This is a genomic window from Paenibacillus sp. NN59 (genome assembly GCF_057597225.1).
Window position 1 is genome coordinate 1,129,216 of the sequence record NZ_CP199678.1, and the last position, 17,136, is coordinate 1,146,351.

At 47.9% G+C, this 17,136-nt stretch carries 12 protein-coding genes; 9 read left to right on the plus strand and 3 right to left on the minus strand.

Features of this window, described 5'->3' with window-relative positions; all coding sequences use genetic code 11:
* Window positions 1-141: 141 nt before the first annotated feature.
* Entirely contained in the window at window positions 142-1,428 is a 1,287-nt protein-coding gene (locus ACT89M_RS04850; protein ID WP_154891179.1) for an MFS transporter, read from the plus strand.
* A 148-nt stretch (window positions 1,429-1,576) separates the two neighbouring features.
* On the opposite strand, the gene ACT89M_RS04855 is transcribed toward ACT89M_RS04850, so the two are convergent.
* Entirely contained in the window at window positions 1,577-3,733 is a 2,157-nt protein-coding gene (locus ACT89M_RS04855) for an alpha-amylase family glycosyl hydrolase (RefSeq protein ID WP_186809776.1), read from the minus strand.
* Between the two features lie 506 nt (window positions 3,734-4,239).
* Between ACT89M_RS04855 and ACT89M_RS04860 the strand changes: the two genes are divergently transcribed.
* The 3 genes from ACT89M_RS04860 to ACT89M_RS04870 are packed head-to-tail and all read left to right on the plus strand — an operon-like array spanning window position 4,240 to window position 8,401.
* Window positions 4,240-5,631, plus strand: a complete 1,392-nt coding sequence (locus ACT89M_RS04860) for an alpha/beta hydrolase (protein WP_487345005.1) — start codon at window positions 4,240-4,242, stop codon at window positions 5,629-5,631.
* Window positions 5,628-7,052: a cysteine peptidase family C39 domain-containing protein gene (locus ACT89M_RS04865; RefSeq protein WP_487345006.1), complete on the plus strand. Its 1,425-nt coding sequence runs from the start codon at window positions 5,628-5,630 to the stop codon at window positions 7,050-7,052. Before ACT89M_RS04860 ends, ACT89M_RS04865 begins: the two co-directional genes overlap by 4 nt.
* Window positions 7,049-8,401 carry an ANL family adenylate-forming protein gene (locus ACT89M_RS04870; protein ID WP_253497001.1) on the plus strand — a complete coding sequence of 451 codons (1,353 nt, stop codon included), beginning with the start codon at window positions 7,049-7,051 and terminating at the stop codon, window positions 8,399-8,401. Before ACT89M_RS04865 ends, ACT89M_RS04870 begins: the two co-directional genes overlap by 4 nt.
* A gap of 219 nt (window positions 8,402-8,620) precedes the next feature.
* Here the strand turns inward: ACT89M_RS04870 and ACT89M_RS04875 are convergent, their stop codons facing one another.
* Entirely contained in the window at window positions 8,621-10,393 is a 1,773-nt protein-coding gene (locus ACT89M_RS04875) for a glycoside hydrolase family 13 protein (RefSeq protein ID WP_308722305.1), read from the minus strand.
* Window positions 10,394-10,610: 217 nt separating this feature from the next.
* Complete coding sequence (locus ACT89M_RS04880) at window positions 10,611-11,186, minus strand: hypothetical protein (RefSeq protein WP_090917504.1); 576 nt, start codon at window positions 11,184-11,186, stop codon at window positions 10,611-10,613.
* Window positions 11,187-11,665: 479 nt separating this feature from the next.
* Between ACT89M_RS04880 and ACT89M_RS04885 the strand changes: the two genes are divergently transcribed.
* From ACT89M_RS04885 to ACT89M_RS04905, 5 genes are all read left to right on the plus strand, one after another.
* On the plus strand, window positions 11,666-12,685 hold the full coding sequence (locus tag ACT89M_RS04885) for an ABC transporter substrate-binding protein (protein ID WP_154891182.1): 1,020 nt from the start codon (window positions 11,666-11,668) through the stop codon (window positions 12,683-12,685).
* Between the two features lie 96 nt (window positions 12,686-12,781).
* Entirely contained in the window at window positions 12,782-13,795 is a 1,014-nt protein-coding gene (locus ACT89M_RS04890) for a FecCD family ABC transporter permease (RefSeq protein WP_154891183.1), read from the plus strand.
* Complete coding sequence (locus ACT89M_RS04895) at window positions 13,792-14,835, plus strand: FecCD family ABC transporter permease (protein WP_154891184.1); 1,044 nt, start codon at window positions 13,792-13,794, stop codon at window positions 14,833-14,835. The genes ACT89M_RS04890 and ACT89M_RS04895 overlap by 4 nt, the downstream gene beginning before the upstream one ends.
* 13 nt (window positions 14,836-14,848) lie before the next feature.
* Entirely contained in the window at window positions 14,849-15,673 is an 825-nt protein-coding gene (locus ACT89M_RS04900; RefSeq protein ID WP_154891185.1) for an ATP-binding cassette domain-containing protein, read from the plus strand.
* A 413-nt stretch (window positions 15,674-16,086) separates the two neighbouring features.
* The gene (locus tag ACT89M_RS04905) at window positions 16,087-17,109 is read left to right on the plus strand and encodes an ATP-grasp domain-containing protein (RefSeq protein WP_154891186.1); all 1,023 of its coding nucleotides are present in this window, start codon (window positions 16,087-16,089) and stop codon (window positions 17,107-17,109) included.
* Window positions 17,110-17,136: the final 27 nt, after the last annotated feature.

The following is a 17,136-nucleotide window of genomic DNA, read 5'->3' on the forward strand; positions in this document are numbered from 1 at the left end:
CGCAACGTCATGTCTATGTCGACTGGCCACGCTTCGGAAGTGTCTGCTTGTGCTTAGGGGGATGTAGAATTATATCCAGGCTTTCTGATTAAGGCTTGCTTGTCGAGGGCTTCTAATGAAGAAAAAGGAGGAAGGTGATGTATGGGCATGAACCCTTCCAGTGAGCCTGAAGCTACAGTCTATCCAGGGGGACAAGCTACTCTGCAGAGCAGTGAAGCTCCGCGCACCCTATGGCGTAACAGGACGTTCCGCAGAATCCTGTACGGGTATGGCATATCTGTTTTTGGTGACTGTTTTAATAGTATTGCCATCAGCCTGTGGGTACTTCAGACAACGGGCAGTGCTAAGAGCATGGCTGCTGTGCAGATCTGCAATATGGTGGTCAGTTTTCTATTTGGATCAGTAGCGGGTACGGTGGCCGATCGGCTGGATCGAAGGAAGCTGATGCTGGCTTCAGACGTGTTTCGTGGTGTGATCGCTTTGCTGGTTGCAGTTAGCCTGTTCAGCTGGCATGTACCTTTTCCTGTATTGCTGTTATTGCTCTCTTTATCGATGTTTTCCAGTTTGTTTCAGGCTCCAGCATTTCATGCTTCCGCTGCGAGCATCGTGGGTAAAGAGCGCATCCAGCAGGCAACGGGTACCATTCATCTGGTGGACAATCTGGCTCGTATAAGTGGTTTGGCGGCCGCCGGGGTCGCTGTAGCTGCGTTTGGTGGTTTTGTCGCCATCCTGATTACGGGGGCAACTTTCCTATTGTCTGCAATCTGTGTGCTGCTGGCAGGGCGTTTTCCACAGGTGATGCGTGCCAGTGGTGACCCGAAATCTTTTGCACAGGCGTGGCGCAGTTCGTTTGCTTACATCTATCGGAGTCGACTCATTCGTTCCATTGTATTACTCAATCCGCTGATACTTCTCTTTTTCATGTCAGCGATGATGCTTATTCAGGTGATGGCTGTTAACGTATGGAAGGCAAATCCAGTTCAATTCGGGTTGATCGAGACCTGTATTCCGCTGGGATACATGATTGGATCAGGAGTGTTGATCGCTTCGGGAAAAAGATTGAAACATCGCGGGCGTTGGGTCTTTATCGGCTTACTTGTGTTAGGGCCTGTTTATATGCTTATGGCGAATGTATCCTCGCCTCTCATGGCCTTGCCGCTTATCATTGGTGGAGGAGCCATGTTTGCCTGTTGCACGATGCTCACCCAGATTATGCTTCGCACCGCCGTGCCAGATGAGATGCAGGGTAGCGTTTATGGTGTCGTTGGCACCATTACAAGTACAGCGCCGATTCTGGGGCTGACAGTAGTCTCGATCTTTGCGGATCACTGGGGTGCCGCCGCCGTATTGGAAGGCGTAGGGATGATGTTGCTTGCAACAGGAATCGTTGCCATCACAACCTTGAAGTCCATTCGAACCTATACTTAGATATTCATACAAATGAAGACAGGCGGTTTTTTCAACAAGATCTTAACGAAACATTCTCTATCACAAATCCGATCACATAGCAAAACCCGGAATATACGCTACATTTGCGTATTCCGGGTTAGCTTGTGTATTCAATGATATGAAGTTCTTACTGCCAGTTCACCGTAACGGTGGCTGTTCCGCTTGCTGGTGTAGTGAATGTGTGGTTAGAACCGGTTTCCCATGTAATCGTTGAACCGTTTTTCTTGAAAAATTTGAACTCCAGCTGTTTGCCTGCCGGTACGCTGACATCATAGTACCAGGTTGGGTATTGATGAATGACCTGATTGAATGCTGGTCCAATGGCAGTGGAACCGGTGCTCCAGTTGCCAAGCTCGGCTACATTGCCTGTCAGATAGAGGTTCTGTCCAAGCGTTGTGGACGCATTGTTTACGACGAAGCGAACGGTGACCTGATCGCCAGTCAGGATGGTGAAGTTGTTGTAAGCATTGCTGTTTACTCCGCTCGCGGCAACTTTGACTGCATAGTTGCCAGCGGCAACGGAAGGGATGGTTACCTTAATCTGTGTATCTTCCCAAGACGTAATCGCTGCTCCGGTAACCGCTGTAGTGCCGAAGAAGACCGTGCCTTTCGTCGAGCCGAATCCACGGCCATCAATTGTCACCACATTACCGGGTTTCCCCATAACCGGACCAACATGACCGATGGTTGGTGTTGTTTCGGCAGTTGTGTATTGCCATACTGCCGTTGCACCCGCAGCAAGGGTGAAGTTGTTAATGCTACCGTTCGTGGCGGTGATGTTATTTCCGTTCAGCACCCCGCCAAGTACATCCGTGTATGAGCCTGTAGGCAGGGAAGTGCTTAATCCTGTAATGCTTGCTGACGTGGAAAGATTGCGGTTTACCGCGACAACGGCTACGCTCTTGCCGAATTTACGCTCATAAACATATACATCATTATTAATCCAGCGCTGCTGTGTGGAACCGTAGGCAATGGCTGGATTGGATTTGCGCAGAGGCGCAAGTTTGCTGATGACGTTAAAAGCTGTAGTGGATTTGGAGAACGAAGGCATTTTGGCACGGTTATCCGGATCGCCATTCCCCGTCAAATACTGTTCAGTACCATAGTAGATGGCAGGCACACCACGTGAAGTCAATGTGAAGGCCAAAGCCTGTTCCAGACGGCGATTGTTGACCGCACTTGTTTTGAAACGATCCATATCATGGTTGTCGATAAACGTCACCTGATCGTTCACTTGGTTGTAGTCCGTAGCTGTACTGTTAATCATGGAATCCAGTGCGTACATGTTGGACGTGTTATCACGGAACACATTACGCACCGCAGAGTTAAAGCGGAAGTCGAGCAGGCTCATACCAGACTTGTTAGCAAAATCCGTGTTATCTGCATCGGATGCAGCTGATCCCAGGAACCATTCTCCAAAAGTGAACACGGGTTTGTGTGCGTAGATGGAGGACATCCAGCTCTTTTGCCAGCCGAGAGGCATATGTTTTACCGCATCCACCCGAATACCGTCAACGCCCATATCAAGCCACAGTTTGATCGCATCTTTGAAGTATTTGTCGATGGTCGCATTATTGTGGTTGAAGTCGGCCAGGTCATACAGATTTTTGTAGATGCCGTTCTCTAGGGAAGAGAAGTCGGAGCCGCCATTGTGATGGAAGTACCCGTTGGTATCATTGGTATAACCGCCTACCAGTGTACCGTTATCGTACAGTCTGCCATTTTCGGCAAAAGAGGTGTCGGTTTCCATCGCTGGAGAGGTGTGATTCGGTGCAAAGTCAATGACAATCTTGATGCCTTTGGCATGAGCCGTCGTAATCAGGTTCTGAAAATCCGCCATCGTGCCGAAGTACGGATTGGTCTTTTTGAAGTCTCGAGCCCAGTAGCCGTGGTAGGCAGTATTGGTTACGCCGCTATAGTTGATCGTCGCAAAAATATTTTCGACAGGCTGGGAGATCCACAACGCTGTGACACCCAGATCACTGAAATAGTTATCGTTGATTTTGTTGATTAACCCTTGCCAGTCTCCGCCGCAGTACAGCTTCAAATTGCTGCATGTGGCATCATAAGCAGCTCCGGTGGGGTTGTTGGAGGGATTGCCATCCAAAAAGCGATCCGTAAATACTTGGTAAATCACATCAGTACTGAAGCTCTGTTTGTTGGTCACAGCGGTGTCCGGATCGGCGTATACAGCGGAAGCTGGCAAGAACGGCAGGGCGCTGCCGGCAAGCAAGCCGAGGGTCAGTGTAGTGCTGAGGAATGCGCGTTTGGCCAGTTGAAACATGGTAATCCACCCTTCGTGAATGTAGTAGTTTTTGATAAACAACCAACGGACTTTGAATTATAGCGCTTACAATAGTACAGGTTGATTCACTGAGATGTTTGGATTCCTCCTTCCAGGCGCAAACGCAGGCAACCCCGGTATCTCCATGGGGAGTTACCGGGGTTGTCCTAAACCACTGGGGTTTAAAAGCATAGCCCTCGAGTTATGATCACAACGCTATCTTAAGAAAATTTGGTTTTTATGTCAATAAATTTTTTCTGAGTATTTTTTTTCTATTTTTATATTTACAAAAGTATCCCGCTCGATTTAAACTATTCGCAGATTCAATCAAATTAAGGGCTATGCTTTCCGGATCAGCTTGTAATTCAGCTGACCTATCCGGGACAACCCCGTCTCTCCTGAGGCGGGGTTGTTTGTTGTCACCTAGGATTCACAGCAGAATCCGGGGGAGGTTTGCTTAGTTAGTTTGTCCTGAGGGAAAAGGAAGAGAGAGGCGGTTGATGGCAGTGAGCACAGGATCTGTTATAGCGTGTCTGAAAAACATTCAGGCATCGCAGCTCGGCAATAAGAGAAACATTTACGTATATCTTCCGCCAGGTTACGAGGAGCAGATTGAACGGCATTACCCGGTGTTGTACGTTCATGCAGGACAGCGGGCTTTTGGGCCATCCAGTCCGGGAAACGAAACGTGGCAACTTGACCTGGCAGCAGATGAACTCATCTCTGCTGGCCGGATTGAACCCATCATTATTGTTGCCATTGCCCACGTTCGTCCGGTTACCCGCAACGAGTTCTATCACTACGTTGATGCTGAGCAGGAAGCAATCGGCATAGGAGGCTCCGGAATTGAATACGAGCAATTTATTATTGATGAGCTTAAACCGATGATTGATCAGCGATACCGGACAAAGAGAGATAGAGATAACACGGGATTACTCGGTTCCTCGGCGGCTGCATTATGCACCTTGCATATCGGGATGCGTCATCCAGATGTGTTTGGCAAGCTGATCATGATGTCTCCGTACTTTGTGGATGCACAATTGGATGAACAAGCTGAGAATGGACTGCGGGAGAAAAACATGTACCGACTGCCGGATACCATTCCGGATGTGAACATGTGGGTGGATATTGGAGACACCGAAGGACTGTTCCTGCCTGAACAGGTGAGAAGGGTTGTACAGAAGATGCTGGATCAGGGAGCGGATGCAAAAAAGCTGGCTTACTTCGAACAGGCAGACGCTTGCCATCAGGAAGCGGATTGGGGAGCGCGAGTACATTTCCCCCTGTTGTACATGTTCGGTCAAGAAGGGCAACCGACTTCATTAGAGCTATATGGCAGAGATGTCATCGGACTAGAAGGTGGAATGCAGGTAAGGGTTCAGGCGCGGTTCCAGTGTGATAACGGTCTGAGTCAGACCTTGCTAAGCGGAGAGTATGTTTCAAGTCATCCTGAAGTTCTTCAGGTTCTTGCAGACGGTACGCTGATTCCTCAGGCCATAGGAAGTGCTACAATTACGCTGGAATCGGGTGATTTAACGGCTACACGAGATTACAGGGTTATATCTGAACTAACCCCCGTTGTACAGGTCTGTATGCAGGCAAAGCTTACACCAACATTCAGATCATCGGAGCCATGGGAAAAATTCATCTACGGCGGGATGGGCATGAAGCTCATGCATGCAGGTGATGGTCACTATGAAGGCTGTTATCATATTCCGCGAGACAGTGGCTTCTCTTTCCGTTTTACCCGTGGTTTCCGGTTATTCGAGACGGATCAGGAAGGCAATCCCATAGCCAATCGAATATTTCGTGCAATCGAAGACATGTCTCTCCACTATCATATTCAGGCTTGGGGCAGTGCATCTGCCAAAGTAGAAATAGGAGGCTCCCTCAAATGATAATCCATTCCTTCGCTCCAACACTGGACATCCCTTACTATTATCCATGCAATTTCCCCTTGATTCATGAAGTGCTTGAGCGGCAGGGTTCCGTTTCAAGTCTTGCCATGCTGGCTGCCAGCCGATTATATACGCTGCCATCATGCGAAGATAACGGCTTGGTGAAGACTTATTTTCACAAGCTGGATTATGAGGAACCGATCTGGAAGATTAACGACCAGCGGGAGCTGGGCAGCTTTGAGGAAGGAAAAGTGCTGATCCGGCAGCAGCTTGAAACGGGCAGACTTTTTTTGGCCACAGGCACCAGCTACCATCTGCCTTATTGCGACGACTATCACAATCCCGAGTATATTAACAAACATGTCAAACAAGGCTCAAGGCATTACCTGATGGATCATTGGCTTGCCGTGTATGGCATGGATGAAGACCACATGTATGTCTACGACCCTGTGTTTTACAAGTTTAAAGGCAAGGTGGAGCATGCAGCTTTCCATGATTTTTGGAGAGGGCATCAGACGATCCCTGAACTTGCGGAGGTTAAACGGAAGGAGACGCTGCGAACCTACGGAACAACGGATATTCAGGCCAAAGTCCTGCTGGATTCGCAGGGGTACCGGGAGATGCTGGCCCAGGCATTGACTACTCAGGTACATGAATTTTTGACAGGTAGAACGATCATGGAGGGAGCACGGCGTTTTTATTTTGGACATGCTGTCTCTACCAGTCTGATCGATGCACTGGAAGGAAATGCAGGAGGGAATGCAGAGAGCGAAGCGCGAATATCGGGTCTGCTTTTTGATATGCGGTGGAGTCGATATTATTTCCGGGACGTGCTCAAGGAGTCTGCTGAGTGGCTGGGTGCGCCGCTTGACCAATACGCCAAGGAATATGAGAACATCATTCTCCGATGGGAAAAGGCCAATAGTTTGCTTCAGGTGGCAAGGTTGAAGCAGCGTGAAGGGTGGCAAGCTCAGTTGTCAGGTGTAGTGCAAGAGCTAGCCGCAGATGAATACAACTGGTATTCGTCGTTAAGAAAAGCACTGCCTCAAGCTTCCACATATCCGCGGCAATCCCAAACAGATATAGACAACGAAAATGAACACAAGGCTGCCCTGCTACGCATTGTACTGGATAGCTGTCGGGAGCTGAATGCGTATCATAACACATTCATTGCCTTGGATGAGGGCGGTAATGCACCACTATATGGTCGGGATGGACGACTGAATTCACTGGAACTGGTGTCTTTACTGGCTGTGGTAGAGCAGGGCATTGAAGAGCATTGGGGAAGAGGCCTGGGGAACGCTCTCGCCGAGATTGCTGCTGCTTCCTTGCCGGAAAGTCCGTATCAGACGGTCGGCTCGCTGGTGAATTATCTTGCACAGCAGCAGACCTTGGGCAGTGATGGGGAGGGTGTGAGGTGATTGATTTTTTGCTAGAGCGCTTTACCGCTCACATGCAGCACCCGGCGTTTATTTGGGAGGAGCAAGAGTACAGTTACGACTGGCTGGTTCGTCAGATTTTTCTCATGGGAGAATGGATCGAGAGAGAGAGGATATCGGGGCGGGTTGTCACATTGGAAGAGGACTATTCTCCCTATGCAGCATCGGCAATGCTGGCATTGCTTGGAGCAGGGTGCATCGTGCTTCCGATCGACCGTAATTTGGTCGAAGCGAAACGGGACGAGTACGTAAAGCTTGCACATGTAGCTGTACGCTTGGGTGTAGACGCAGGCAAGCTTTTGGTGAGACAGATGAGCGAGACTCATGAAGAAGAAGCGATGCCGTCCATTTTGACTGAATTGCGACTGGAGCAGGTGGGCGGATTAGTTCTGTTCTCCTCAGGTTCGACGGGAGTAAGTAAGGCGACGGTTCACCGGGCAGACCGGTTGTTACAGGCCTTTCGACGGCAGGTGCGTCCGCTACGTACTATCCCTTTTATGATGTTTGACCACATCGGCGGGGTGAATACCATGCTACAATCGCTATCCAGCGGCGGGTGTCTGTGTATTGTGATGAACCGTACTCCGGAGGAAGTGTGTCATACCATTCAGAAACATCGTGTACAGGCACTGCCCGTATCCCCGACATTTATGAATCTGCTGCTTTTGGGAAAACAAGATGAGCATTACGACCTTTCCAGCCTGGAAGTGGTCTCTTATGGCTCGGAAGTAATGCCTGAGTCGGTTTTGGAAGCCTGGACTCGGCGCTTTCCGAGGATTAGGACGATTCAAGCTTACGGCATGTCCGAATTGGGGATTTTACCAACACGTTCTAAAGAACCGGGTTCGCTGTTATTTTCCATTCAGGATGACGAGGTGAAGTGTCGGCTTGTAGATGGGGAGTTACAGATTTATACCGCAACGGCGATGATGGGTTACCTGAATGCTCCGTCTCCTTTTACAGAAGACGGTTGGTTGCGAACGGGAGATGAGGCAGTGGTGGAGGAAGGATATATCCGCATTCTGGGTCGGCGTTCCGAGATTATTAATGTAGGTGGCTGGAAGGTGTACCCTGCCGAAGTGGAGAGTGTGCTTGAAGAGATGGATGGCATTGAAGCGGCGGTAGTTACGGGAGAAGTGAGCGGGATAACAGGCCAGCAGGTGAAAGCGACAGTGCGACTCGCTAATCCTAGTTCACTGAAAGAGCTTCGCAGGGCTATATGGGCCTATTGCCAAGACAAACTGCCTGCATACAAAATTCCGCAGAAAATTGTGATTACAGAGGAAGCACTCGTCAGCTCCCGTATGAAAAAGGTAAGAAAGCCGGTATGATCGCCGCCGGATCATGCGTAACCGCTTAATCAGAGAATGATCAGGCTGATGAATCCAATACAATCCATGAACTGGAGAACGCATAAATCCGAAGGGATGTGCGTTTTTTTTGTTCATACAGGAGAGACGTTGCTTAAGACGTAAGGGTGTGCTTTTTATACAAAAAAGGGCCGGACGTTATTCACGTTCAGCCCTTCGGAATTGTACCCTTTACCAAAATCATGCTTCTGCTGGCTGTTTCACCTCACATTGCAACAAAGAGAAGCCGTATGCGCCGAGCTCCAAGGTCAACTTGTTCTGTCTTGCCTCAACCGAAGCCGCAGTATACAAGTCACGCCATACGTTATGATCTCCCCATCCAAGCTCCAGTTTACGAGGCTCATCACTGGCATTGATCACCAGTACCATACGTTCTCCCGTCTCCGAATCCACACGTTCCATAGCAAGGCAAGGATCACCTGCTTCGGCATACATAATCTTTAACCCCGCGCTGCGCAAAGCTGGATGTTTCTTACGTACCTCAATCGTATGGATGAAGAATTCAAGCAGTTCCCGGTTCTGTTTGCCCACGTCCCACTCCATACATTTGCGGCAACCCGGGTCATATCCACCGTCCAGTCCGACCTCATCTCCATAATAGACGCAAGGCGCACCCGGATAGGAGAAAAGCAACGTGACAGCCAATTTCATTTTGCGTATATCGCCATCACATAACGTCAGTAACCGCGGCGTATCGTGGCTGCCCAGCAGGTTAAACGCTGCTTCGGTAACGGGTTGGGAGTACGCAGCAAGCAGTTTGCCAATCTCGTTGGCGAATCCGAGTCCATCCAGCTTGCCGTGCACGGCATAATCCAGTACGGAGTTGGTAAAAGGGTAGTTCATGACTGCATCGAACTGGTCGCCTTGCAGCCACATTAATGAATCATGCCAGATTTCACCGAGCAGATAAGCATCGGGCTTGATCGCTTTGACCGTCTGACGGAATTCACGCCAGAACTGGTGATCCACCTCATTGGCCACATCCAGTCGCCAACCGTCAATATCCATCTCCTCTATCCAGTAGCGTGCAACCTCAAGCAGGTACGCTTTGACATCCGGGTGCTCCGTGTTGAGCTTCGGCATGAGCGGCTCAAAGGCAAAGGTTTCGTAGGTTGGGATGCCATCCTCAACCCGTGGCGGCCAATCCTTGATGTAGAACCAGTCCGCATAAGGGGAATTAGCGCCATTTTTCATTACGTCGATAAAAGGAGGAAACTCTTTTCCCGAATGGTTAAATACAGCATCCAGAACGACTCGTATACCGCGAGCATGACATGCGTCCACTAGCATTCTCAATTGTTCATTCGTGCCAAACTGAGGATCAACTTTCAAGTAATCCGCGGTATTGTATTTATGGTTGGTCGTGGCCTCGAACAATGGACAGAAATAGATGGCTGTGATCCCGAGTTTATGAAAATGATCCAGATGATCCATCACGCCTTGCAGGTCTCCGCCAAAGAAATTGGTAGGTGTAGGCGTACCGCCCCAAGACTCAGCGTTTGCTGGCGTTAGAGATGGGTCGCCATTCGCAAAACGTTCGGGGAAAATTTGATAAAATACAGCATCTTTAACCCAGGCAGGCGGTTCAAAAATATCAACCGGATTCATGAATGGAAAATCAAACATTTCCAGCGGATGATCCGGCAGTACCTGTTCAAATCCTCGCTCTGTCATCCACACAGAATCTTCCCCCTGGATTAGCTGAAAGGCATAACGAAGTCTGCGGTAAGGCGGAGATGTCTCGGCTTCCCAGTAATCAAACATTTCGTCCCGGGCGAAAATTTGCATAGGAATATGTGTGATCGTCCGATCCCAGGCATATTTATCCCCTGTAATCGCAATAACGGCATCCAAATCTCCCCGTTTGGACCGCAAGCGAAGATGCATGGTTGTTCGATTATACGCATAAGACCAGTTCAGTTTGGGACGATGATAAATGGCTTCTAAAATCATAGATATCACTCCTTGGCACATGGTTAAATGCAAAATAGGGCTAGAGAATGCCGTGAAAAACGCGTAGAAAACGCAAAAAAGGCACAACCTCTCATGTTCACGAGGTTGTACCTTTCGGCAGCATAGCCTTTTGATTATACGGATATTATACGAATTATTTTTGCAAAAGAAAACACTTTTTTTCCTTAATTATCAATTAATTATGGAGCCGAGTATACTACATCTGGAATCCCAGTTGTTCTCCGTATGTCTTAACTTCTTTGAGGTACTGCTCGATGCTCTTCTTACCCGCAGCAACCTTGTCATTGCCCTGCTTGAGGAACGTACGGTTTATTGTTGTTTTAGACACGGCCTTTTTGAACAACTGATAACCTTCCAGTTGTGCGTAGCTGCCTCTAATCAATTTGTCATGGATTTTTTTCAACTCCGTATTCTCCGGTTTGATCTGCTTTAGCATGGAAACATACTTTGTGTAATTCGGGATAGCTGTGTTGTTTAACGTCAAAAAGAAAGATTTGCGATTGGCAGAGGTGATGTATGTGTTTCCGCCTATGGCGTTTATAGCTTTCGTTTCATAAACAGCCGCTGCTTCCAATGCATCTAAATAATCCAGAAAATCTTGGTCATCCGCCGTAAGTTCCTGTTCTTCCTGGTTGATTGTCTCTTCCGTGTTTACCTCGTCCGAAATCACAGTGGAATTGTCTGCTGCCGCAGCGTAATGCCCTGTTGGAAGAACTATGCCGCCGATCAACGCCATACTCATCAGGATCGAAAGAATCCAATTTTTTTTCATAATGTCCGTCCCCTGTCTCTATATGTGATTTTATTCCAAGGGATAATCTAACATAAGAAGAGTTTCATTTACAGGAATAATTTAGGAATAAATGATGAGTTATATGAGCCGACTCTAAGTACGAAAAGTACAAAGTACGGTCAAATTATTCATAAATATAAGACTTTTATGTATAAATATTAATTTACTTGTATACCGTCACATCATGAAATAGAAGGATAGTTCAAGTTGTATTTGGACCAGAAGAAGTAGGTGACAATTGGCATAAGTGGTTACACCAACGTTGGATAATATCGATTTATATTATATGTATTCACCTGAAATTTGCTTTTATAGCGGCGTTTATAGAATAAATGAAGCTGGATATGAATCGTAAATATTTTTCCAAATAAGTGCTTGTCTAAATCATCCAACTCCATTACAATACAATTGATAATGAGATTCAATATCATTTAGAGTGAAAAGGGGAGACGGGTTCCATGTTTCGATTCAGCAAAAAGTTATATATTTATGCAGCACTTATTCTTATGATTTCGCTGCTGGCTGGCTGTGCTTCAGGGGGAAGTGCGGGTACAACCAATACAGCAAGCTCAGCAACAAGTGGTAAAAGTGCTGAAGGTAGCACGGATGGAGATCAAGCGGTCAAAGCTACAGACGAGACTCGGGTAATCAAACATGCCATGGGGGAAACAAAAATCACGGGAACTCCGCAACGAATCGTGACACTGTTCCAAGGTGCGAATGATGTCGTTGTTGCACTTGGCGTGAAACCGGCAGGTGTCGTGGAATCATGGGTGCAGCAGCCGGTATATGAATATCTGCGTAAAGATCTGGATGGCGTACCGCAAGTAGGTCAGGAATCCCAGCCGAATCTGGAAGAAATCAACAAGTTGAAGCCCGATCTTATTATTGCTACCAAAATTAGAGATGAAGAAATCTATGATCAGCTGTCCCAGATCGCACCAACGGTCGTGACCGAAACGCTGTTCGATTGGAAAGAAACATTGAAGATGGTCGGGGAAGCAATGAACAAAACAGAGCAATCGAATAAGCTACTTGCCGATTGGGAGACACGCGTAGCGGATTTCAAAGAGAAAATGGGTGACCGTCTGCCGATTGAAGCAACCATTACTAACTTCAGAGCAGATCAGGTTCGTATTTTCTACATGGGTTATGCAGGTAAAATCCTGAAGGAACTTGGATTTACAAGACCAGCGGGCCATGATGCAGATAAATGGGGTGTTGAACTGACATCCAAAGAGGCCATTCCGGATATGAATGCAGACATGATTTTTAATTTCAATTCAGGTACGGATACGGCTGCGATCGAGAAAAATTATAAAGATTGGACGAGCAGTCCGCTCTGGAAAAACCTTGATGCTGTGAAAAACAATCAACTGTACCAGGTCGATGAGGTAGCCTGGAACATGGCAGGCGGATATACATCAGCCAACATGATGCTGGACGATCTATACAAGCTGTTCAACCTGAATAAATAATAACCGGATCAGGATCCGCCATGCACCAGAACTTTCGTTAGCAAAGTGTATGGGCAGGCAGGTCCTGTTTCACTTCATAGATGAAAGAGTGAGAGTATGTTTCCCCTTTTTACCAAGGCGAGTGCCAAAATATACGGGTTGGTTGGGTTGTTCATTCTTATGTTGCTCGCTGCAACCGCCAGCATGATTCTGGGACGCACCCCTATTACGTTTCATATGTTGTGGGATGCGGTTCAGTCCTATGATGAAACATCAGTAGAGCATGTGGTGCTTCTGACAGAGCGATTGCCACGCACGATTATTGCGGCTGTTGTAGGGGCAAGTCTGGCTGTTGCAGGCGGACTGATGCAGGCACTGACGCGTAATCCGCTCGCTTCCCCGAGTGTGTTCGGGATCAACGCAGGTGCAATTTTCTTTATTGTTATTGCTGTTGTCGTATTGTCCGTGTCTTCGTTAACCACGATGATGTGGTTTGGATTTGCCGGAGCGGCAATCTCGGCAGCTATTGTATATGGTTTGGGTTCACTGGGGCGTGATGGTCTGACGCCAATCAAAATTGTATTAGCGGGTACCGCTATTTCAGCCTTGTTTGCCTCTTTTACGCAAGCGATTCTTGTTCTGGACGGCACGGGACTGCAGGATGTTCTGTTCTGGCTTGCCGGTTCGGTAAGTGGGCGAACACTAGAAATGCTGTATCCCGTTTTACCTTATATGGCGGTAGCCGCAGTGGTGTCGTTATTTATGGGGAGAGCTATAAATTTGTTATTAACAGGGGATGACATTGCAAAAGGGATGGGGCAGAACGTACTACTGGTCAAAGTGATGATGGGAATCGTTACGGTAGTACTCGCGGGTGGTTCTGTAGCAGTTGCCGGTTCCATAGGTTTGGTGGGTCTGGTCGTACCACATATCATGCGTGCATTTGTTGGTAATGACTACCGCTGGCTTGTCCCGTATTGCTTCTTGGGTGGAGCGATATTGCTAATGTCAGCTGATGTCGTAGCAAGGCTTGTCATTATGCCGCAGGAAGTTCCACTGGGTGTAATGACGGCATTAATCGGCGGACCCTTCTTCATCTATATCGCCCGGAAGGGGGTGACGAAGATATGAGGAAGATGCTGACGTATCGGAATAAAAAAGATACTGTTTCCATTCAAGTGGAACGTAAGTCCGTGATGGTTATCGCTGTATGTGTCCTTCTGTTTCTGGTAGCAGGGGTAGTCGGAACAAGCTTAGGCAGTGACTTTATTTCTCCACTGGACGTCCTTCGCACCATCTTTGGACTGAATGCAGGAGAGCATGATTTCGTCGTGCTGACACTCAGGCTTCCACGTGTATTGTTATCTCTGCTTGTCGGGGCCGCACTGGGAATGTCGGGAGCACTGCTCCAGGGAATTATCCGTAATCCACTTGCCTCACCTGATGTCATCGGTATAACGGGTGGTGCTGCAGTGGCAGCTGTAGGATTTGTAACATTACTGGGTGGAGCCGTAAGCATTAAATTGCTACCACTCTTTGCGGTCATGGGTGCGATGGTCACAGCATTCATCATTTATATCTTGGCCTGGAAAAAAGGAGTCAGTCCGATCCGGCTGGTGCTGATCGGTATAGGCGTATCGGCTATAACGGGCGCTGGCACGACCTTTATGTTGATTTTAAGCCCGTTCTATACAGCAAGTCAGGCTTATATCTGGCTAACTGGAAGCATCTATGGAGCCACATGGACAGATATTCAGACGATATTACCTGTGATTATCATCGTCCTGCCCCTCGCCATGTGGTTTGGTCGCAGTTTGAATGCGCAGGAGTTCGGAGATGACCTTGCCACAGGGCTTGGCGTTACGGTGCAGTGGCATCGATCTGCCTTGTTATTATGCAGTGTGCTTCTCGCCGGGATTGCGGTGTCTGTCGCAGGTACGATTGGCTTTGTGGGTTTAATTGCTCCTCATATTGCACGAAAACTGGTAGGGCGGATGTTTGGCAGCTTGCTGCTGGTATCCGGCTTTGTAGGTGCTTTATTGGTATGTACAGCCGATCTCATTGCCCGAACGGTATTTCTGCCGCTGGATATCCCTGCAGGCGTATTTACCGCAGGAATTGGTGCACCGTTTTTTCTGTATCTATTATTTAAGAATCGAAACCATTATTGAGGAGGAGAGAGCCGTGAGTATTCTGGAAGCCAAGGAGCTTACCATCTCCTATGGAGCAGATCCGATTATTGAAAACCTGAACCTGACCATTCCGAAGGGAGAGATTACAGTCCTGATCGGCAGTAATGGTTGCGGCAAATCGACGCTGCTACGTACGCTGGCAAGACTGCTGAAGTCCAGCTCAGGCACTGTGCTATTGGATGGTGAAGAGATTGCAAAGCTACCCACCAAAGAAATCTCAAGACGCATGTCTATTCTGCCCCAAGGACCGACGGCACCGGAAGGTTTGACCGTGAATCAGCTGGTTCGCCAAGGACGCTATCCTCATCAGACATGGCTTAAACAATGGTCGCGTGAGGATGAGCGCATGGTTGAACTGGCTCTTGCGTCCACACATCTGACAGAACTTGCAGATCGTCCTGTTGATGCGTTATCCGGTGGTCAGCGTCAACGTGCATGGATCGCGATGACCTTGGCACAAGGTACAGAAACATTGCTGCTGGACGAGCCTACGACGTATCTGGATATGACACATCAGATTGATATTCTGGACCTGCTGTTTGAATTAAATGAACGGGAAGGGCGTACCATCGTGATGGTGCTTCACGACCTGAATCTGGCTTGTCGATACGCACATCATATCGTTGCGGTGCACAACAAGTCCATCTACGCAGAGGGCAAACCGGAGGATATTATTACTCGTGATCTCGTACGAAACGTTTTTCAGATGGAGTGTGACATTGCTGTAGATCCGTTATTCGGTACACCCACCTGTATCCCGCACGGAAGAGGCAGGAAGCTGCATGAAACGCAGCAACGTTATACACAGATGGCTTGATAAACAAGAGCTTCGAGGCACCTGTTGGTCAAAAATACCCGTAATGCTGAATCGGTACGTTTGCTTTGCCTTTTTTGGCAAATGCTACGATTCTTATAGCATCATGGACACAGGCGTATACGTCATGTTCTTACGGCCATCCACCCCCAAAATTATTCCTCAGTACCATCAATTTATTGTCATGGGGATAACGAAACAGGCAAGCAGAGGATTTGGAAACTCCATAGCTTGCCTTGTTTGTTATGCCTAAGTATGCCAATACTCCACGATTACAATACCAATACCCTTCTGAAATAAAGATATTTTTTCCTTAAAAGTTTCATATTGACAACGGGTGAATAATTACCATAAAATAGATTTTGTATGATACTGATAATCATTATCAATAAAATCAACCGATAGGAAGGTCGGATATGAATTTACTTCGTTCCAAATGTTCCGTATTTCCAGAAGGTTTTGAGAATCTACAGAATCGGCTGATTCTGAACAAAGCAAGAGAGATGGGGATCGGGTGCGAGTTGCTGGTGGATGGTTGTGAGGATTTTCTAAAACTGTCCTTGGAGCACAAACAGATCATCATTAACAAAACGAGAACTCATCGGCTACCGCTGATCGCAGGACTGATTGCCAAGAATAAACAGGCATGTAATCTGATCCTGCATGAACAGGGGATGCCAGTTCCCCCTCATATCGTTGTAGCGGCCATGGGAGAAGAGGCCGAAGTTTTCCTTCATCAATACAGTTCCATCGTAGTCAAACCGCTGGATTCGAGCAGCAGTCAGGGGGTTACCCTGGATGTACGCACCGTTGCTGAGCTGGAAGCGGCAATTCATCTCGCAACCCAATATGGCAGTAGCATTCTGCTACAACAATATGTCATTGGAACCGACTACCGGGTGTTAATTATCAACGAACAGGTAGCGGCGGTTAACCAATACCGTCCTGTGTATGTGACGGGTAACGGCAGTTCGTCTGTCCGTGAACGGATTGAAATGCTGAACCGGAACCGCATGCAGGACACAGAGATCGGTATGTACGAAGCTTTCCCCGCGATTGACCTAGACAATACTCATCTGCTGGATACATTGCGTAAGCAAGGACTTGCTTTGAATGACGTGTCTCCTGTGGATCAGGAGATTGAACTGTATGACCTCCGTAATTCGGCGGCCGGAAAGATCAGTGAATTTTACAGGGATTGTACGGATGACATTCACCCGGATAATGTCCGCATGATGATACAGGCAGCCCGAGCGCTCCAGATTGACGTTGCAGGTATCGATGTTCGCTGTAAGGACATTCGAGTACCTATTACAACGGAACAGGGAGGCATTCTGGAGGTCAACGCCTTGCCAGATCTCACTCACCATGTGTATCCACATGGCGGCACGACACGAGACGTTGTTCGGCAGTATCTGGAATATCTCAGTCAGAGTTAGCGCTTAGCATTATTCAATAACGAATGT